This is a genomic window from Bacillus atrophaeus, from assembly GCF_039519175.1.
GTDB lineage: Bacteria > Bacillota > Bacilli > Bacillales > Bacillaceae > Bacillus > Bacillus atrophaeus.
In genome coordinates this window covers 2209706-2229923 of the sequence record NZ_CP154443.1, presented here as the reverse complement: position 1 = coordinate 2229923, position 20218 = coordinate 2209706, and the positions used below count along the sequence as shown (strand labels likewise).

At 44.6% G+C, this 20218-nt stretch carries 16 protein-coding genes and 1 pseudogene; 8 read left to right on the top strand and 9 right to left on the bottom strand.

What is annotated here, in order from left to right:
• Positions 1–6: 6 nt before the first annotated feature.
• The gene (locus tag AAHT65_RS11170) at positions 7–801 is read right to left on the bottom strand and encodes a YfkD famly protein (protein WP_199681372.1); all 795 of its coding nucleotides are present in this window, start codon (positions 799–801) and stop codon (positions 7–9) included.
• A gap of 70 nt (positions 802–871) precedes the next feature.
• Complete coding sequence (cax, locus tag AAHT65_RS11165) at positions 872–1930, bottom strand: calcium/proton exchanger (protein ID WP_010787949.1); 1059 nt, start codon at positions 1928–1930, stop codon at positions 872–874.
• 175 nt (positions 1931–2105) lie between these two features.
• Between cax and AAHT65_RS11160 the strand changes: the two genes are divergently transcribed.
• A complete protein-coding gene (locus tag AAHT65_RS11160; RefSeq protein WP_094231633.1) occupies positions 2106–3281 on the top strand; it encodes an MFS transporter in 1176 nt (391 codons plus the stop codon).
• A 199-nt stretch (positions 3282–3480) separates the two neighbouring features.
• On the opposite strand, the gene AAHT65_RS11155 is transcribed toward AAHT65_RS11160, so the two are convergent.
• The 3 genes from AAHT65_RS11155 to AAHT65_RS11145 are packed head-to-tail and all read right to left on the bottom strand — an operon-like array spanning position 3481 to position 5166.
• Positions 3481–4320: a YihY family inner membrane protein gene (locus tag AAHT65_RS11155; protein WP_004430476.1), complete on the bottom strand. Its 840-nt coding sequence runs from the start codon at positions 4318–4320 to the stop codon at positions 3481–3483.
• Between the two features lie 17 nt (positions 4321–4337).
• On the bottom strand, positions 4338–4670 hold the full coding sequence (locus AAHT65_RS11150) for a hypothetical protein (RefSeq protein WP_004430473.1): 333 nt from the start codon (positions 4668–4670) through the stop codon (positions 4338–4340).
• Between the two features lie 25 nt (positions 4671–4695).
• The gene (locus AAHT65_RS11145) at positions 4696–5166 is read right to left on the bottom strand and encodes a low molecular weight protein-tyrosine-phosphatase (RefSeq protein ID WP_343310243.1); all 471 of its coding nucleotides are present in this window, start codon (positions 5164–5166) and stop codon (positions 4696–4698) included.
• Between the two features lie 316 nt (positions 5167–5482).
• On the opposite strand from AAHT65_RS11145, the gene AAHT65_RS11140 reads away from it, so the two are divergent.
• From AAHT65_RS11140 to AAHT65_RS11115, 6 genes are all read left to right on the top strand, one after another.
• The gene (locus AAHT65_RS11140) at positions 5483–5698 is read left to right on the top strand and encodes a DUF1128 domain-containing protein (RefSeq protein WP_004430468.1); all 216 of its coding nucleotides are present in this window, start codon (positions 5483–5485) and stop codon (positions 5696–5698) included.
• 399 nt (positions 5699–6097) lie between these two features.
• On the top strand, positions 6098–7285 hold the full coding sequence (locus AAHT65_RS11135) for an MFS transporter (RefSeq protein WP_013390438.1): 1188 nt from the start codon (positions 6098–6100) through the stop codon (positions 7283–7285).
• A 16-nt stretch (positions 7286–7301) separates the two neighbouring features.
• Positions 7302–8063 (top strand): type I 3-dehydroquinate dehydratase, encoded by a 762-nt coding sequence (gene aroD, locus AAHT65_RS11130; protein ID WP_088116734.1) that lies wholly within the window; start codon positions 7302–7304, stop codon positions 8061–8063.
• An 83-nt stretch (positions 8064–8146) separates the two neighbouring features.
• Positions 8147–9031, top strand: a complete 885-nt coding sequence (locus AAHT65_RS11125) for a shikimate dehydrogenase (protein ID WP_061669787.1) — start codon at positions 8147–8149, stop codon at positions 9029–9031.
• Positions 9032–9327: 296 nt separating this feature from the next.
• Positions 9328–10548: an MFS transporter gene (locus tag AAHT65_RS11120; RefSeq protein ID WP_307441600.1), complete on the top strand. Its 1221-nt coding sequence runs from the start codon at positions 9328–9330 to the stop codon at positions 10546–10548.
• Between the two features lie 175 nt (positions 10549–10723).
• Positions 10724–11737: a LacI family DNA-binding transcriptional regulator gene (locus AAHT65_RS11115; RefSeq protein ID WP_003328640.1), complete on the top strand. Its 1014-nt coding sequence runs from the start codon at positions 10724–10726 to the stop codon at positions 11735–11737.
• Positions 11738–11798: 61 nt separating this feature from the next.
• Here AAHT65_RS11115 and AAHT65_RS11110 read toward each other — a convergent pair whose 3' ends face one another.
• Positions 11799–12314, bottom strand: a complete 516-nt coding sequence (locus tag AAHT65_RS11110) for a type 1 glutamine amidotransferase domain-containing protein (RefSeq protein ID WP_003328639.1) — start codon at positions 12312–12314, stop codon at positions 11799–11801.
• 248 nt (positions 12315–12562) lie between these two features.
• Here AAHT65_RS11110 and AAHT65_RS11105 point away from each other — a divergent pair.
• Positions 12563–16920: pseudogene (locus AAHT65_RS11105) on the top strand (multifunctional 2',3'-cyclic-nucleotide 2'-phosphodiesterase/3'-nucleotidase/5'-nucleotidase).
• A gap of 30 nt (positions 16921–16950) precedes the next feature.
• On the opposite strand, the gene AAHT65_RS11100 reads toward AAHT65_RS11105, so the two are convergent.
• The 3 genes from AAHT65_RS11100 to treC form a co-directional block, all read right to left on the bottom strand.
• Positions 16951–17616, bottom strand: coding sequence for an NAD(P)H-dependent oxidoreductase (locus AAHT65_RS11100; protein ID WP_343310242.1), 666 nt, complete (start codon positions 17614–17616; stop codon positions 16951–16953).
• A 142-nt stretch (positions 17617–17758) separates the two neighbouring features.
• Entirely contained in the window at positions 17759–18475 is a 717-nt protein-coding gene (gene treR, locus AAHT65_RS11095) for a trehalose operon repressor (protein ID WP_003328635.1), read from the bottom strand.
• Positions 18476–18495: 20 nt separating this feature from the next.
• Positions 18496–20190 carry an alpha,alpha-phosphotrehalase gene (treC, locus tag AAHT65_RS11090; RefSeq protein WP_343310241.1) on the bottom strand — a complete coding sequence of 565 codons (1695 nt, stop codon included), beginning with the start codon at positions 20188–20190 and terminating at the stop codon, positions 18496–18498.
• Positions 20191–20218 lie beyond the last annotated feature (28 nt).

Sequence of the window (20218 nt, the reverse complement as noted above, 5' to 3'; positions counted from 1 at the left end):
TTTTTATTACCTCGGCTGTGCGGAAAGCTGGAAGCTGAAAGTGACGTGGTCTTGAACGGGGATCCAAGCGCCGATCCCTTGTGAAGTGACATTTTTCACAACGAGCTTTCGTTTATTGCCTTTCAGCACCAAGTACACTTCTCCGTATGTGACTTTCCCCTTTTCATTCACGGCCGGAGCATAAGCGTTTAGGTAACCAAGTTTTTTGGCTGCTATTTTATACATTTGGTCACGCTTCGTTCCGGCTCCCACAACTGTCTCAAATGCGAGCGGAAGGCTGGTTTTCTTCATGGCTTTTTGCATCATCATACTTCTGACATCTTCTGCGTTTGGAACCTTTGCCGTCAAATCGCCTTTAACTCTGAATTGCCGCTCTTGAGAATATCTCATTTCAGCCGTTTGCTCTCCGCCTCGGTTGTCAGCGCGGTTTGTATTGATTTTTTTGTACTCCCAGTTGGCGACGGTTTCGTTTGATTCGTACCCGAGCGCCCATTTCCCGAGAAATACTGTCGCCCTGTAGCCTACAGCAAGAGGCGTTCCGGAGATGGTGGACTCGTTCAGCATTTTAATCAGATGCGGGTTTTCAATTGCCACCTCTGATGTATCTAGCAATTCTTGCGCCAGCTTACTCGGCTGGAGAGTCGGCTGATCTTGCGAAGCATTCGGATACGTATTTTCCTTAGAAATGCTTGCAACAGAATCAGGAATCTTAAACGGTTTTGTAGCATGGAGAGGCTGAACGCCGAAAAAACTAAAGGATAATAACACAATGAGTGTGGCCTTACATAGCTTTTTCATCATATCACTCTTTCTATGGCATTTTCCTTTAGTCTTTTCCGCCCTCTATATTGTTATCCATTATTTTTTCAGGTTAAAGCAGGAAAAAACCGATCGCCATAATGACATATGCCGCAAGCAGGGTGGCTCCTTCAAACCAATTGGAATCACCGTCATTTGAAATGGCAATCATCAGCAGCACCGCCGATACCATCGAGACGAGCTCCGGCAGCGTAAAGACGAGCGGCATGCTTGTCGGGAAAAACAGCGAACAGATGACGAGTATCGGTGCAACAAACATCGCAATCTGCAATGTGGAGCCGACCGCAATTTCAACAGCCACGTCCATTTTATTTTTATAGGCCATAATAATAGCAGACGCGTGCTCCGCCGCGTTTCCGACAATGGCGACGATAATGACCCCGATAAAAAGTTCGCTCCAGCCGAATTGCGCCGCAACGGAATGGAAGGTGTGCACAAGATTTTCTGAAATGTAGGCGACGACAATGGTTGCCGCAAACAATACCGCAGTAGCCGCTTTCAGTGACCATTCCGGCTGTTCCTCTTCCTCCGGGTTTGCTGTTTCATTTTTCGGCTGATAGACGCCGCGGTGCGTGACAAGCTTGAAATAAAGAGCGGCCACATATAGAAGAATCATGATCACGCTGATGCCGACACTTAAATTAAGCTTGCTTGTATGCCCCATACCGATTGAAAAAATCTCAGGAATAACAAAAGCGACGATAACGGCAAATACCAAAAGACCGGAATTATGGCGCGCATCATGAATATTGAATACCTGCCGCTTGTATTTCAAACCGCCGACAAAAAACGATAAGCCAGCAACCAAAAGTAAATTTCCTAAAACAGAACCGGTCAAAGATGCGAGCACGATGCCCGTTAATCCTTCCTTTAAAGCGAAAATCGAAATGATAAGCTCAACTGCATTGCCGAAGGTCGCGTTTAAAAGCCCGCCAATTCGGGGCCCGGCAATAATAGCCAGCGATTCTGTCGCCCTTCCCATATAGCTTGCCAGCGCTATAATGGTGATACAATAGATGGTAAATAAGATTGCCGCAGGCCAATGCACCAAACTGCCGATGACTGACAGCGGCACCCCCGCCGCCACTAAGATGAAAAAGATACGATTCATTTGATTGGCTCCTTTTATCATATTGATTTATTTTTTATTCTTCTCAAAAAACATCATGATTACACCAAGTCACACGTTTCAGCCCTCACCTCCTTTCCGTGCCGAATTTTCCTGTTGCCGTCTTTTGGAAATCGGTGTACGATCAAGAATAGATCCCATCTAAGGAGAAAACGCGATGTCACGATTTCATTTCTTTATTCTTGTACTGCTTGTTTCAATTTCAGGATTTTCTCAAGGAATGCTGCTGCCTGTGATCTCAATTATTTTTGAAACACAAGGCGAATCAGCCGCTGTAAACGGATTGCATGCGACCGGATTATATATCGGCGTATTGCTCGCGGCGCCTTTTATGGAGGCGCCACTTCGAAAGCTTGGGTTCAAACCGCTCATTGTGATCGGCGGCGCCCTTGTTATTGTCAGTTTATTCAGCTTTATATGGCTTCAATCCGTCTGGATCTGGTTTTTCCTGCGCCTTTTAATCGGAATCGGAGATCACATGCTTCATTTTTCCACCCAAACATGGGTGACCTCCAGATCATCTAAACAAAATCGCGGAAAAAATCTTTCACTGTACGGGCTGTCATTCGGCCTTGGGTTTGCCGCGGGCCCTTTTATGGTGCCGCTCGTTCAGTCAAATCCAGCGCTGCCTTTTATCGTATCCGGCTGCATCAGTCTGTTTGCGTGGCTTTTTGTGTTCTTTCTACAAAATGAATACCCGGAACCCAGTCCTCACGAAACCGGTACAGAAAATAGTTTTTCACGATTTTATCAGGCTGTGCTTTTAGGGTGGATCGCCTTTATGCCGACCTTTGGCTACGGTTTTTTAGAAACGGCGTTAAACGGCAGTTTTCCCGTGTACGCGCTGCGTCTGGGAATTTCGGTTGATGCGGTGGGACTCATTCTGCCGGCTTTTGCCATAGGAAGCATTGTGTTTCAATTTCCGCTCGGCATAATAAGTGATAAATACGGCAGAAGGAACGTCCTGCTCATCATTCTACTAACGGGCGCATTGTGTTTTTTGACAGCCGGTCTGTTCCCGTCGCCTTATGTATTGGGGTGCTGTTTTTTCATTGCCGGAATGGCTGTTGGGTCAACCTTTACACTCGGGATCAGTTATATGACCGACCTTTTGCCGTCCCACCTTCTTCCGGCGGGGAATTTGCTCTGCGGTATCTCATTCAGTCTCGGAAGCATCATCGGTCCGATCGCCGGCGGCTGGTATATGCAGATATTTGAAAATGCCAATCTGTTTTACTTCATCACCTTTGTTTTATCAGTTGTTTGGATTGCTATTGCTTTTGGCAAAACAAAACATCCTTCCCATAGTGGGTCACACTCTGTCACCCATTAAAAAAAGAGCTGACGCTAAAAGCCAGCTCTTTTTTAGGGGTGTCATCCCCTCTGTATCTAATGGTAACCGTTTTGTCCGTTGGAACTACCGCTCGTTTTTTGTTTCGGTTTGCTTTTCGAATTTTGTTTGTTATGGCTTCCGCCTTTTTGCTTTGTCATGATGATCCCTCCGCATGCCTGATTGAACAATATCTGTTCGTTTATAGGTTGCTCGAATCAACCGGATTTTCATCAGGAAGCTTTTTACGTTTATGTAAAAGCGCGTTGATTTCTCCTCCTAAAATAATTAAAATCCCGCTTAAGTAAAACCAGATCATCAGCACGATAATTCCCCCGATGCTTCCGTATGTCGCACTGTAATTCGCGTAGGTGCCCACGTAAAAGGAAAATAATGTGCTTACCGCGATCCAGCCAATGGTCGCAAACAGCGCGCCTGGAAATACAAAACGCAATGACAGCTTTTTGTTCGGGGCGAATAAATACAAAGCGGAAAATACGATCAGCAAAATCAAAGGGCTGATTCCCCAGCGCACCGCGGCCCATACCGCTAAAAACATATCAGACGCGCCGACAAATTCAGCGGTTAAAAGCCCGATCTGCTTACCGAATACCGGCAGCAGCAAGGCAACTAAAATGGTAAATACCATCCCGATCGTTAAGAAAATAGAGGTTAGACGAACAATGATAAAAGAGCGGTTTTCCTCAACTTCATACGCGTGGTTAAACGCTCTGACGATGGCGTTCATCCCGTTTGAAGCCGACCAGAGAGCCGCGATGATCCCGAAAGAAAGCAGCCCGCCGTTGCGGTTGTTTAATGTTTGTTCGGTAATAGATTGTATAAGCGACATAGCGCCGTCCGGAGCATATTGATCCACTACTCCGAGCACGTCATCCGATGTCAGCGGGAGATAGGCGGCAAGCGTTAAAATAAAGATCATAAACGGAAACAAAGATAGAAGAAAAAAATACGCCAGCTCTGCTGATTTGCTTTGCCCTTCATGCAGGGTAAATCTCCCGAATAGCTCTTTTATAAAGTCCATGTCTGTCTCACCTCAGCTCAATTGTCAGTTGTTTTTTTTGAAAAATGCTCCTTGGTTTCCTCAACAAGCTCCATGACTTTCGGTGTTGTTTTCTTCAATTCGCTTACTTGCTTATTCAAAAAACCTAAATCATCTGAAAGTGATTGGGCGAGCTTTTTTGTATCATCCAATTTTGTGATCATCGAATTTTTCAAAAGCTCCGGATTGCTTCGATACAGCCGGACCTTATTTTTGCACATCATCCATTTCAACCCGCACGCGTCCCTTGTCGGTTTATGAAAAAGAGACAATGCGGCGCCGATGGATGCACCGATCAACATATTCTTCAGCATCATTCGTTCATTTTTCATCATCTAAAACCCCTTTCGTTTTTGATTACAGATTTTGTTCTTTTCTGATGGATTCCAGCAAATTCTGGCAGCCTGACTCAACCAGCTGATAAACTTCATCAAAATTTCCTGTGTAATAAGGATCCGGCACGTCGGCCGTATCTGACTCCTTCACATAATCAAGCAGCCTTCCCAGACGGGGCGCTTTTTTAAAACCCGCCATGCTTCTCAAATGTCCGATGTTTTCCGCATCCATCGCTATCACGTAATCAAAATCAGCCAAATCCTGCTCACACACTTGGCGTGCCAGCATGCCTTCAAAGCTGATCCCCTTCCTCCGCAATATCTCCTGTGTCCCTTCATGCGGAGGGCTGCCGATGTGCCAGCCGCCGATTCCGGCAGAATCTGTTTTGATCTGCTCTTGCAGACCGTTTTTTTCGGCCAAATCCTTGAACACTGCCTCTGCCATGGGTGACCGGCAAATATTCCCCAAGCAAACAAATAAAACTTTTATCATGTTATATGACCTCCCTAATCTTTCCCCACATTTCTTTAAAAAGAAACCTTTAGGATATCATAGTAAGAAAACCGAAATGTTTTCAACATCTGCCGTCATTTTTTTAAAACTGTCTGCGTCTTGTACAAGCCGGTTTGATGCTTTATATTTTATGTGGTCTGCGGACTCATCATTCTCTTTTCGGAAATCGCCGGAGAAACAGCCCCCTAAAAAGATACGCCAGCTTATATAACCCCTGCGAAAACGCGCTTTTTTTCTCAGGGAATTCTGTTAGAATATAAAGGACAAATATGGCCTAAAGAAAGGATGGATGCATTTGTCCAGCCAAAACACAGAGACATTGAACCAAATGATTGAAGAGATTTCCCAAAAGCTCAACATGCTGAATGTCGGCGTGATCAGAGCGGAAGATTTCAGCGATGAAAAAATTGAGGATCTTACCTACCTTCATAAAATGGTAATGAAAAAAGCATCATTCAGCCCAAGCGAAATGCAGGCGATCGCTCAAGAGCTTGCCTCTCTTCGCAAATAACAAAAAGACTTGCCGTAAACCGGTAAGTCTTTTTGTATGCCCTGGTTTAAATAATAAATTCTCACTTTAAATAATAAAAAAATATTTGTTCACAAGTTTGACATAGATATAAAGAAGGAGTATGATAACTGTGAGTTTGGTAGAACGATATACTAAACAGAATAAAATATCGGCTAAGCAACAAACGGACCGTTTTATTTCTGGGATATTAGTTCACAAAGTGAAATTCTTTATTCTTTAGTATAACGATGTACCTAACAAGCTGTTCTCTGTTTTTATCAGCTTGTTTATCACCAAGTTACATGAAAGGCAGGGATTATATCAGAAGAGGAAAGCGCTTTAATTACACACTGTTTTAAACCATTCGATTCTTTATTAACTCACATAGGGGATGTCATCATGAAAAATCAATACACAAAAATGGCAATTGGTTTGTATATCAACTACTTTTTATTAGGTATGGTTAATATCATCCTTGCCTCAAATATGGAATCTCTTTCAAAACAATTAGGCACCACTGCCGCCGGGATCAGTTATTTAGTATCAGCGATCGGAATCGGGAAATTGGTTTCTTTGGCCGTGGCTGGAAGGCTGTCCGATAAATACGGCAGAAAACCATTTGTCGTTGCGGCATCATTTATTTATCTGATCTTTCTTATCGGCATACCGCTTGCCCCTAACTATGCGTTAGCGTTTATCTTTGCGGTCAGCGCGGGAATTGCGAACTCATTTTTAGATTCAGGCACGTACCCTGCACTTATTGAAGGATTTCCGAAAAAAGCAAGTTCTGCGACTGTACTGGTCAAAGCCTTTGTATCCATCGGCGCTACATTGCTGCCGTTTTTCATCTCATTCATTGTGGCGAAAGATCTGTTTTACGGATACACGTTTTTCTTGCCGGCTATAATCTACTTTATTAATGGATTCTTCCTGTTAAAAGTCGCTTTTCCGAACCATAACCAAAAAGATGCGGCCGGAACATCAGGCGCTTCGGCGCAAGATCAATTTAAATCTCAGCCTAAATTGAGGCAAGAAGGGTTGGCCATCATTATTTTAGGCTTTACATCAACGGCGTTATTCGTGCTTGTTCAAGTATGGCTTCCAAAATTCGGACAAGAAGTATTGGGAATGCCTGAGGTGCAATCCGTACAATTGCTCAGTTACTACAGCGTCGGGGCGCTTGTTTCAGTCTTATTACTAGCTGTTCTGTTAAACAAAGTCATTAAGCCTGTTACTGTCATGATTGTCTATCCGGCTATTGCGCTTGTGTCCTTATTGGCTCTGTTGTTTATCCATCAGCCGGCGGTTTCTGTTATCAGCTCGTTTGTCATCGGATTATCAACCGCAGGTGTCTTCCAATTGGCGATGACGGTTATGGCAGAATTGTTCCCTGCCAATAAAGGGACCATTACATCATTTGTAAACACCGCAGCCAGCCTAGCGTTCATTCTGATTCCGCTTGTTACCGGCATCCTATCAAAGAGCGCCGGACTGACTTCTGTATTTATGCTTGATGTCGGCATTGCCGTCATTAGTATTTTATTAGCACTATTCATTGGTTACCGCTATAAGCAAGTCATGAGATAGAAAAGGAGTTTACGCGATGAAAACCATTACGATAAAAAACACAACCATCGGCGAAGGTGTGCCGAAGATTATCGTGCCTTTAATGGCGGCAACAGAAGAACAGTTGCTTCAAGAAGCTGAATCCGTTACATCATTACATCCTGACATTATTGAATGGCGCGCGGATGTATATGAAGAAGTCGATCGCTTAGAAGCTGTTGCCGGCATGGCAGCAAAATTGAGAAAGGCTCTGCCTGACACGCTTCTTCTCTTCACTTTCAGAAGCCATAAAGAAGGCGGAAATAAAGAAATTGAAGACAGCTATTATATTGAATTGCTGAAAACAGTCATCAGAACGAAACAGATTGACCTTGTAGATGTGGAATTATTTTATGATGAATCCGATGTGAAATCTGTTGTGAAAACAGCGGAAAACAATGGTGTTTACGTCATTATGTCAAACCATGATTTTCATCAAACGCCTGAAAAGGAAGAAATCATTGCCCGTCTCCGTAAAATGCAGGAGTACGGCGCGCATATTCCAAAAATTGCAGTCATGCCGCAAACAACGGAAGATCTGCTTGTGCTGCTAGATGCCACACATACGATGAAAACAAAGTACGCCGATCGCCCGCTGATTACGATGTCAATGGCAGGGACAGGCCTTGTCAGCAGGCTCGCCGGAGAAATTTTCGGTTCAGCTTGTACGTTCGGCGCCGGAAAAGAAGCATCCGCGCCAGGCCAAATACCTGTACCTGAATTGCGTGATGTACTGAATATATTGCACAAAAACCTTTAATCTTCGCGTTTTCTTCTTGCTTATCCGTAAGCTTGATTTGAAAATAGATCATTTGCCATCATATGAACTGGAGGAATTTTATCATGACGAAAGAGCTTGGACGGATTAATGGAAAAACACAATTAATTGGACTTTTAGCAACACCAATCGGACATTCTTTATCACCGACAATGCATAACTTAGCATTTAAAAAACTAGGTTTGAACTATGCTTACCTAGCATTTGAAGTCGGCAATGAACAGCTTGAAGACGTTGTCACTGGAATGCGCGCTTTAGGCGTAAGAGGATTTAACGTCTCTATGCCGAACAAAATGAAAATCATTCCTTACCTTGATCAGTTAGCTGACAGCGCTAAATTTTCCGGAGCCGTCAACACAGTTGTCAATGATAACGGAACACTGACAGGACACAGCACAGATGGTATGGGCTATGTAAGAAACTTAAAAGAACATGGCGTAGACATTGCAGGCAAAAAAATGACGCTGATCGGTTCTGGCGGAGCGGCTACTCCGATCGCCATTCAATCTGCTTTAGAAGGTCTTGCGGAAATTTCAATCTTTGCCCGTAATGACGCGTTTTTTGAAAAAGCGGTGGAAAACGTCCGCATTATTAATGAAGATATGAAAGATTCCAACTGCAAAGCGAATGTGTATCCGCTTGAAGACCAAGAAACATTGCGAGCTGAAATCGCTTCAAGTGATATTTTAGCCAATGGAACAGGCGTGGGCATGAAACCGCTTGAAGGGTTAAGTGTCATTGAAGATGTTTCTATGCTTCGCCCTGATCTCATTGTATCGGATGTTGTCTACAATCCGGTAAAATCCAAGCTGCTTGAGCAAGCTGAAGAAGCTGGCTGTAAAACGATTAATGGCTTGGGAATGATGGTTTGGCAAGGGGCTATGGCATTTGAATTATGGACTGGAAAAGAAATGCCTGTCGCTTACATCAACGAGCAAATGTTTGAATAAAGCAGGTTTCACCTATTATTTAAACCAGACAATCGGACATGTTGAGCTAAGAAAATCCGGGGTTAAATCCCGCGTTTTCTTAGCTCTTTTTTAGGGAGGTATAGGCAGCATCTTACCAATATAGCGGATTGTATGTTCCATCATTATCGCCGATAATAGGTATATCATCTTTCTGCTGCTTATATCACCTAAAAAAATGCAATGTTTATTTATGATGCAGGCCGAACAAGCCTGATAGAATTCTATCAATTCTTTATTATGCAGTGCTATCATGATGAACAAACAGGGGGTTAATAATGAAGAATCGATATATGAAAACTGCGTCAGGAATGTACATCAATTACTTCTTGCTGGGGATGGTCAATATTATACTTGCTTCCAATATGGGCCCCCTCACCCGACAATGGGATACTGACCGCACTGGAATCAGTTATCTCATCGCGGCAATCGGCGCGGGGAGATTGCTGACATATGGGATATCCGGTGTTTTATCAGATAAATTCGGCAGAAAACCGTTAATCGTTGTTTCTGCTGCGGCCATGGGAATCTTTTTGGTCGGCATTCCCTTGTCCCCGAGTTATGAATTAGCCTTTGTGTTTGCTTTGCTTGCCGGTATTTCTAATTCAGCCATGGATGCGGGCACATATCCCGGGCTGACTGAGGTATTCCCGAAATCTCCCGGCTCAGCGAATGTGATGGTGAAGGCATTTGTTTCCTTGGGGGCAACGATCCTGCCGATCATGATTTTGTTTCTTTCCAAGCATCATCTCTTCTATGGATTTGCCTTTTTCATTCCGGCCGCTGTTTATTTTTTAAACGTAGTGTTTTTGTCCACGCTAACTTTTCCGAAAATTAAGCTGGGACAAGCCGGCCAAGAAGGCGAGTTACAACTGACATCCTTTTTGACTGAACCGGTATTTCGAAAAGAAGGGACCGCCCTGATTGTTATAGGGTTTACTTCTACTGCTCTATTTACGGTTTCACAAATCTGGCTGCCTAGCTACGGCCAGGAAGTGGCGGGAATGTCCGCTGACGCTTCGATTCAATTACTCAGCTTCTATAGTGTCGGTTCTCTCATTTCTGTTCTTCTTTTAGCTGTGATGTTAAACAAATGGATAAAACCCGTTATGGTGATTTTGCTTTATCCAATGATTACGCTGGTTACGCTTACGATCATTCTGACAGTTCATATCCCGATCGTGCTGACTGTTACTTCCTTCTTTTTAGGTTTTTCAACAGCGGGCATCTTTCAGCTGACCATTACAATAGTGACGGAATTGTTTTGGAAACGAAAAGGAACGGTGACCGGGATTGTAGCGACAGCCTCCAGCCTGGCGTCTATCGCCTTGCCGATTGCGACAGGTTTAATTGCAAAAAATGGCGGTATTGCCCATATCTTTGTATTTGATTGCTTTATTGCAGCCGCCGGAATCTCAGCTGCCTCCTTCCTGTACTACAGATACAGCAAATTAACCAAACCTCGGTCCCAAAAGATATTGAGAGGGAATGAACATTGATGATGAACGCTTTCCTGCATCCATGGGAGAGCGTTTTTTTACTGATTCACTGCGTACATGAGGACATATTTCTTTATAAAGGCCAACAATTTGATTAATGAAAGCCAGCTTTATTATGGTTACGTTATGATGTAACATAGGTATCAAAATACAATGTAAGTGGTGAGTTCATAGTATGAAACAGTCTAAAAAACGCAGAGTCACATTACAGCAGGTCGCCGAGCATGCCGGCGTCTCAACGTCGACGGCTTCTCTTATTGTCCGCAATAATCCGAGGATATCAGAAGCAACTCGTCAAAAGGTGCTGCAGTCTATGCGTGAACTGGGATATGTTTATGACCGGGTGGCCGCCAATCTCAGATCGCAGAGTTCTACTACCGTCGGTTTAATCATAACGGATATTTCCAATACATTTTTCTCTGAATTTTTGATAGGTGTCCACGATGCGTTAGAAGAGGTCGGATATACGGTGCTTCTGGGAACAACGTTTGACTCCATTGATAAGCAAGACCATTTGATTTCAACCATGCTGGAACATCGAGTCGGCGGTCTGATTCTATGCCCTGTCTCGGGAACGGCCCAAGAGACCGCCCTCCGCTTAGAACAACTGGACATTCCGGTTGTATTAGCCGTAAGAGAAATACCTGAAATAAAGTGTGATTATGTAGGTGCTGACTATAGAGAAGGCGCGCTTAGTGCTGTGAATCATTTAATCCAAAAAGGACATAAGAGAATTGCATTTTTAGGAGGAATAAGAGAATCTTCCACGTGGGTTAAACGGATGGAAGGATATCAAACAGCCCTTCTTGAAGCAGGAATAGAAGTCGATGATTCACTTGTCATTGACAGTGCCCCTACTCGCGAAGGAGGATTGGAGGCTCTGTCAAAAATTCTTCGTCTCTCAAAACGTCCGACCGCTATTTTTTGCTTTAGCGATTTGATCGCTTTTGGTGTGATGCAAGGGGTAAGACAGGCAGGCCTGATACCTGGTGAGGATGTGGATATTGTCGGTTTTGATAATGTACCTGAAGCGGAAATTTCCCACCCGCCTTTAACAACGGTCTCCTCATTTCCCCGCCGTTCCGGGACCGAGGCGGCAAACCTTTTGCACCACAAAATGTCCAATACGAATCATAAGCAGCAGCGGATTATTTTAAAACCGGAGCTGATAATCCGGGAATCTTCTTGATCAGAGTACGGAAGCAACAAAAAAGCGGACACCAGCATGGGCGCCCGCTTTTTTTATTAAATTAGGCGAGTAATTTTAAAGACTCGCGGTTAAACGCTGGAATATCATCCGGCGTACGGCTTGTCACCAATTGGTTTTGGCAGACGACAACTTCTTCATCCACCACGTTTGCGCCGGCGTTTTCCATATCGACACGAATTGATGTAAATCCTGTTGCTTTGCGGCCGTCAAGCGTTTTTGCGTTGATCAGCAGCTGCGGTCCATGGCAAATGGCAAATACAGGTTTCTTGTCATCCATAAAGGATTTCGCAAACTGTACAAACCGATCATCCGCGCGCAGCATGTCAGGTGAGAAACCTCCCGGAATGAGAAGTGCATCGAAATCTGAAGGATTTACTTCATCAATAGACGCGTCAACCGTTACTTCCGCATCACCTTGTTTTCCTTTTACAGTCTTCCCTTTTTCATTTTCAATAACTGTTAAGTCATGGCCCGCTTCTTTAAATGCTTTTGCAGGCTCAGTGTACTCAACATCCTCAAAATAATCCGTTAATACAACTGCAATTTTTTTACCCATCGTTGATTACCTCCTGCTCAATGTGTCTACATAAAACAATGTACCCCAGCCACACTAAAGTAAAACATTGTCTTCTAAAAACAAAGGACTTCTGAGCAATAAGGCTCATTCAGCAAGTCAGACACATGCGCCATTATCCTCATTTTTTCACCCTTTTACAATAATCGAGGCGAAACATCTACAAAAGTTTACAAAACATTCTTACAATAGGGAATGTGACAAAAATTTGGTTGAAAGGTGGAGAACAGGTGGGAATACAGAAAAGCCGAGGCAATAACAAAACGATTCTCCGTATTCTGCTATCCTCAATTATGATACTTAGTCTAATCCTCCCAGCATCACCCATTCGAGCAGAAGAAAGCGCTGATCCTCATGTGAATCTCAGTATTTTAGCGACAACGGACATTCATGCCCACATGATGGATTATGATTACTACAGCGACAAAGAAACAGCGGAATTCGGCCTCGCAAGAACAGCTGAATTAATCGCAAAGCACCGCAAAGAAAACCCAAACACCCTTCTCGTTGATAACGGAGACTTGATTCAGGGGAATCCGCTTGGCGAGTATGCGGTGAAATACGAAAAAGACGACATTATCTCGGGCGCAAAAACCCATCCGATTATTGATGTTATGAACCACTTGGATTATGACGCCGGCACACTTGGCAACCATGAGTTCAATTACGGTCTCGACTTTTTGGACGGCACGATAAAAGGCGCCGGTTTTCCGATTGTAAACGCCAATGTCAAAACACTCAGCGGAAAGCATCGCTTTACGCCGTATGTGATTGATGAAAAAACCGTAACAGATGAAAACGGAAACGAGCAGCGCATTAAAGTCGGCTATATCGGCTTTGTTCCGCCGCAAATCATGACATGGGATAAAAAACATCTGGAAGGAAACGTCCAAGTTCAGGATATTGTCGAATCGGCCAATGAAACGATTCCGCAAATGAAGGCGGAAGGCGCAGATGTCATTATCGCCCTCGCCCATACCGGCATTGAAAAACAAGCACAGTCAACCGGAGCGGAAAATGCGGTATTCGACCTTGCCACAAAAACAGACGGCATTGACGCCATCGTCTCCGGCCACCAGCACGGACTCTTTCCTGATGCAGAGTATGCCGGAATCGACAAGTTCGATGTTGAAAAAGGCACGATTAATGGCATTCCGGTTGTGATGCCGAGCAACTGGGGCAAGTATTTAGGCGTCATTGATCTTAATCTGGAGCAATCGGACGGCTCATGGCGGGTCGCTGATTCCAAAGGCAGCATCGAACCGATTGCAGGTACAGTCACAAGCAGAGATGAAACGGTAACAAACACAATTAAGCAAACACATGAAAACACGCTGGAGTATGTCAGAAAACCGGTCGGGCAAACAGAAGCTGATATCAACAGCTTTTTTGCACAGGTGAAAGACGACCCATCCATCCAAATCGTGACAGACGCGCAGAAATGGTATGCGCAGGATGTCATGAAGGATTCAAAATATAAGGACCTCCCGATTTTGTCGGCAGGAGCGCCCTTTAAAGCAGGCGGGCGAAACGGGTCCAATTATTACACCAACATCGCAGCAGGCGATCTGGCAATTAAAAACGTAGGTGATTTGTATCTGTATGACAATACCGTGCAAATCGTAAAACTGACCGGAAGCGAGGTTAAGGATTGGCTGGAAATGTCCGCAGGCCAATTCAATCAGATTACACCTAATAAAGGCGGCAATCAGGCTTTGCTGAATGACAGCTTCCGTTCTTACAATTTTGATGTGATTGACGGCGTCACCTACCAAGTTGATGTCACAAAACCTGCTAAATATAACGCAAACGGTAAAATGATCAATTCCGATTCCGGCCGAATCATCAATCTTTCCTACGAAGGAAAACCGATAGATGCCGATCAAGAGTTTCTTGTCGTCACAAACAATTACCGGGCTTCGGGCGGCGGAGGCTTTCCTCATTTGTCCAATGATAAAATTGTGTATGCATCAGCTGATGAAAACAGACAGGTGCTGATGAATTACATTCTTGATCAGAAAAAGATCAATCCAAAAGCGGATAACAACTGGTCCATCGCCCCTGTAGCGGGAACGAACCTTACGTTTGAGTCCTCTCTGCTTGCTAAACCGTTCGCAGAAGAAGCTGATGACGTTGCGTATCTGGGCGAATCATCTAATGCGGGCTATGGATTGTACAAGCTGCAGTTTGATGATGATCCGGTGACAAATCCGCCGGATGATGACATATGGAATCTGACGGTTATGCATACCAATGACACGCACGCCCACCTCGACGATGCAGCAAGACGGATGACGAAAGTAAACGAGGTGCGTAACGAAACGGATCACAATCTTCTGCTGGACGCGGGAGATGTGTTTTCCGGCGATCTTTATTTACAAAATGGAACGGGCTCGCTGATCTTCAGTTCATGAATAAGATGGGATATGACGCGATGACTTTTGGGAACCATGAATTTGACAAAGGCCCGAAAGTGCTTGCTGATTTTCTCAGCGGAAACAGCACCGCCGTCGACCCGGCGAACCACTATCAATTCAAAGCGCCTGAGTTTCCGATCGTCAGTGCCAATGTGGATGTCTCCAAAGAGCCTAAACTGAAGCCATTCATGAAAGACCCGCAGACATTCACCGCGGGAGAAAAGAAGGAAGCAGGCATCCACCCATATATTTTGCTTGACGTTGACGGCGAAAAAGTCGCCGTATTCGGACTCACGACAGAAGATACCTCGACAACATCCAGTCCGGGAAAAAGCATTGTTTTTAATGATGCCTTTGAAACAGCGCAAAACACAGTGAAGGAAATTCAGGACAAAGAGAAGGTCAACAAAATTATCGCCCTGACCCATATCGGGCATAATCGTGATCTTGAGCTGGCCAAAAAAGTAAAAGGCATCGACTTGATTGTCGGCGGACATTCTCATACGCTCGTTGACAAGATGGAGGTTGTGGACAATGAAGAACCGACAATCGTGGCGCAAGCTAAGGAATATGGCCAGTATTTAGGCCGAGTAGATCTTGCGTTTGATAAAGACGGAATCGTTCAGACGGACAAATCAAATCTCAAAGCTCTTCCGATCGATGAAACCATTAAAGAAGACCCAGATGCAAAAAAACAGCTCGGCAAGTTCAAAAACGAGTTAGAGGACGTAAAAAATGAAAAAGTCGGCTATACTGACGTGGCGCTCGACGGACAGCGTGAACATGTGCGAACGAAGGAAACCAATCTCGGTAACTTTATCGCTGACGGCATGCTGGCAAAAGCGAAAGAATCAGCGGGCGCACAAATCGCCATCACAAATGGCGGCGGCATCAGAGCGGGCATTGATAAGGGCAAAATCACACTCGGAGAAGTTCTGAACGTCATGCCGTTCGGCAATACCCTTTATGTCGCAGACTTAACAGGAAAACAAATTAAAGAAGCCCTCGAGCAAGGCTTGAGCGGCGTGGAAGACGGAGGCGGCGCCTTCCCTCATGTGGCCGGCATTGAATATACTTTCACGTTACAAAATGAGCCGGGAAAACGCGTGATTGATGTCAAAATGGTAAATGGCGACGGAAGCACAGATAAAGTAAACGAGGACAGCACCTACCGTGTGGCGACAAATAATTTCGTCGGAGCGGGCGGTGATGGGTATTCCGTCTTTACAAAGGCTTCCCGCGGAGAAGACTTAGGCTATGTTGATTATGAGATATTCACGGAACAGCTTGAAAAAGAAGAAAAAGTTTCTCCGAAAATCGAAAACCGCGTCAAAGAAGTCTACCTGCCGACAAAGCAAAAAGATGGCAGCTGGACGCTTGACAATGATGAATTGTTTTCCGTTTATGCAAACAACGCAAATACGGCGATGGTCTACTTTGAAAAGGACGAAGGCACTGCAAACAAAATCAATCTCAAGCTGACGAAAAATCAAATAGATTTGTTAAAAGCACGGAAAACCGATCCGACTGTCACGATATTTAACCATTGGTTCGGTATGAAGCTTCCGCTTTCCAACATCGAATCAGCCGAGGCCGCAATCGGGATCGAATCGACAGAAGATATGGACGCTGCACTGGCAAATGTGTATGATTTCAGCATTGAACAAAACGGAAAAGACGTTAACACCTTCGATGAACCAGTTCAGCTGTCTCTTCGGATCAATGATATGAAAAAAGCGAAAAATCCCGCGGTCTACTATGTTGACCGGAAAAAGAAACTATTCACAAAAACAGACAATGGCTCCGTTCGGCATGACGTTGTCACCGGATATACGAATCACTTTAGTGAATACACCGTCTTAAACGCCGGAGCTGACGGCACACCGCCTGATTTTCCAGCCGATAACCCGTCAGATGGGAACCACGGCAATGATGGCGGCGGCAATGACGGAAAACAGCCGAATGATGGCAGTGACACGCAAACACCGCCAGGCACCGAACCGACAGACACAACAGGAGGTTCAGGAGATGACATGCCGGGCGGCGGCTTACTGCCTGACACCGCCACCTCTATGTACTCCATTCTGTTAGCCGGATTTTTGCTCAGCGCACTCGGCACCGCTCTGTATCTGTATCAGCGGAGAAAGCAGAATAAAGCGGATCAAGCATAAAAAAAGCTGCTCATTACGAGCAGCTTTTTTTTACACCCATTTCACAACATCTTCAACAGCCGATCTTGTTTTCGGACGAGGTTCTCTGACACGGTAGCCGAATGCCGCCATAACGGAGATGTCGAAGCTTCCGTTTTCAAGTAACCCTTCTCCCTCAAGAATACGGTGGATCTCGTCGTAATTGAATCCTTCGACAGGGCAGGAATCGATTCCGATTTGCGCGGCAGCGGTCATCATGTTGCCAAGAGCAATATAAGTTTGTTTTGAAGCCCAGTCAAATATGGCTCTGTCGCTTTCTAACAAATGAAAATCATGTTTCTGGAATTCCTCTGTCTTTTTTAAGTATCCTTCATACATTTCTTCCGGCATTTGTTTCACTTCTTTTAAATGCTGTTTCACGTAATCGGAATCAAATGTGATATCCTTTGCCGTACGCGCGAGGATCAGCACAAAGTGGCTTGCCGTCGGCAATTGCTTTTGCGCGCCCCATGTATATTCGCGAAGCTTTTCACGCAATGCCGGATCTTGCACGACTACGAATTTCCAAGGCTCAAGACCGAGCGAGCTTGGAGACAGTCTGCCTGTTTCTAAAATAAATTCAAAATCACTTTCTGATATTTTTTTAGCAGGATCAAATTCCTTCGTCGCGTGTCTGAATTTGTATGCATCAATAATTTGTGTTTTTAAATCTGCCATGTCAGCACCTCTCCTTTTGGTTAATCTGATTTCTATTGTAGCCATTATTTTAAAAAGTAAAAGTACGCACATTTTTGTTGGATAGTATCAATTTTGATACCAATCAGATACAAAAACGCGGTCTGCCAAAGGCAGCCGCGCTTTATTTTCCCCGTCTCGCGAAATCTACAAAGCGGAATTTATCCAGACGGTGTCTGCTTTCCGTATATTGAAAAAGGGTTGTGTCCTCTAAGAAGACGTAGTTTTTTACGACCACCATATGATCATATCCGTACAGATCAAGATAGTCCCTGTCTTCATCTGTGCACGGCTCTGCGACGATTTCTTTTTGTGCGTAGCTGATCGTAAGCCCAAGCTCCCCTTCAATATATTCGTAAATCGAGTCTTCGCAAATTTCCTTTGTCAGATGCGGGACATGTTTTCTGTAAAAGTAATCCTTGTCCAAGATGACGTGCTCGCCGTCAATCTTTCTCGATCTGATCACTTCCCATACATCTTCATCCGGCAGTGCCTGAAGCTGCTTTTGAATCAGATCTGGGGGAAGAATCAATCCGAATTTATGAACGGTTGTTTCGGTTTCCTTGCCAAGCGTCTGCGCAAGTTCTTTGAAGCTGACAAGGCCTGAGACGGGAAATTGCATTTTTTCTCTGTTCAGAATGACCGAGCCTTTGCCTTTGATCTTCTGAATATAACCGTTTTGCGCAAGCATGTTGAGCGCCTTGCGGACGGTTTCTCTGGATGTATCGTATTGTACGGACAGGTCATTTTCAGACGGGAGAGTCTCCTCCGCCTTCCATTTTTCCCATTCAATGTGCTGTGCGATGTCTTTATAAATCGAAATATATTTATTTGCTTTCATTTATTACCACCCAGACTAGTTTAGCACGGTTTTGTCAGATGATAAACGATGGATTCATACGGGCGGAGCCTAAGCTGTTTCGGACATCCTTCCCTCACTTCTTCGTCGTTTGAGAGAAGCACTGTATACGTCCATTGTTCAAGCTCAAACTGCTCAGGACGTGTAAAAACCGCTTCCGTGCCGTAAAAGTTATTGATGACGAGCAATTTTTCATTCTCACCGTGCCTTACATACGCAAAAATGTTCGGGTCATCTTTGTCAATCAGTTCGTACTCCCCATCGGTGACAATATCATATTCTTTTCTGATCTGGATCAGTTTTTTGTAATGGTGAAAAATCGAGTTTTTGTCCTTGCGCGCGGCTTCGGCGTTGATCTCCCGGTAATTGTCTGCAACCGATATCCATGGCGTCCCGGTTGTAAAACCCGCATTCGCCTCGCTGTTCCACTGCACAGGGGTTCTGGAATTATCACGGGATTTCTCTCTCAGTATTGCCAGAATCTCCTCTTCCGCCACACCATTTTTCTTCATAAGACGGTACATATTCAGCGATTCCACGTCCCGGTAAGAGCTTATTTGCTGAAACTTCGGATTGGTCATGCCAAATTCCTCACCTTGATAAATGTACGGAGTGCCCTGCATCATATGAATCGCGGTTGCTAGCATTTTTGCTGACTTTTCCCGATACATTCCGTCATCTCCGTATCTGGAGACAATTCGCGGCTGGTCGTGATTACACCAAAACAAAGCGTTCCAGCCTCCGCCGGCATGCATTTCCGTCTGCCAAGCCGACAAAATCTCCTTCAATTTCAGAAAATCAAACGGAGCCAGCGCCCATTTTTCTCCGTTTGGATAGTCTACTTTTAAATGGTGAAAGTTGAATGTCATATCAAGCTCTTTGCTTGCCGGATTTGTATACCGGACGCAATGATCAACTGATGTAGAAGACATCTCCCCGACGGTCATGCTGTCATAATGGGAAAACACTTCTTTGTTCATTTCATGAAGATATTCGTGCACCCGAGGTCCGTCAGTGTAAAACGAACGCCCATCGCTACCGTCCTCTGCATCAGGAAAACGCCGATCTTTGGAAATCAAATTGATGACATCGAGCCGAAAGCCGTCAATGCCCTTTTGAAACCAAAAATGCATCATGTCATATACATGCTTTCTGACTTCTTCATTTTCCCAGTTCAGGTCAGCCTGCGTCACATCAAACAAGTGCAAATAATACTGCCCGCTGGAAGCGTCAAATTTCCATGCGGAGCCTCCGAATTTCGATTCCCAATTAGTCGGAGCCGAGCCGTCTTCCCTCGGGTCCTTCCAAATATAAAAATCACGGTACGGAGAATCCTTTGAGGAAGCGGCGTCCTTAAACCATTGATGCTCAACTGAGGTATGGTTCACAACAAGATCCATCACAACCTTGATGCCTCTATTGTGCGCTTCATCTAATAAGCGCTCAAAATCTTCCATTGTACCGTAGTCCTTATAAATGCTGTAATAATCCTTTATATCATAGCCGTTATCGTACTGCGGAGAGTCATAAACAGGCGTCAGCCATATGACATCAACAGAAAGCTCCTTCAAATAATCAAGCTTCTCTATCACACCATTCAAATCGCCAATGCCGTTTCCTGTCGTATCCTTAAAGCTTTTCGGATAAATTTGATAAACCACGGCTTTTTTCCACCATGGCTGTTGCGTTGTTTTCATATTCAGCACCACCACTAATTTTTTTCTA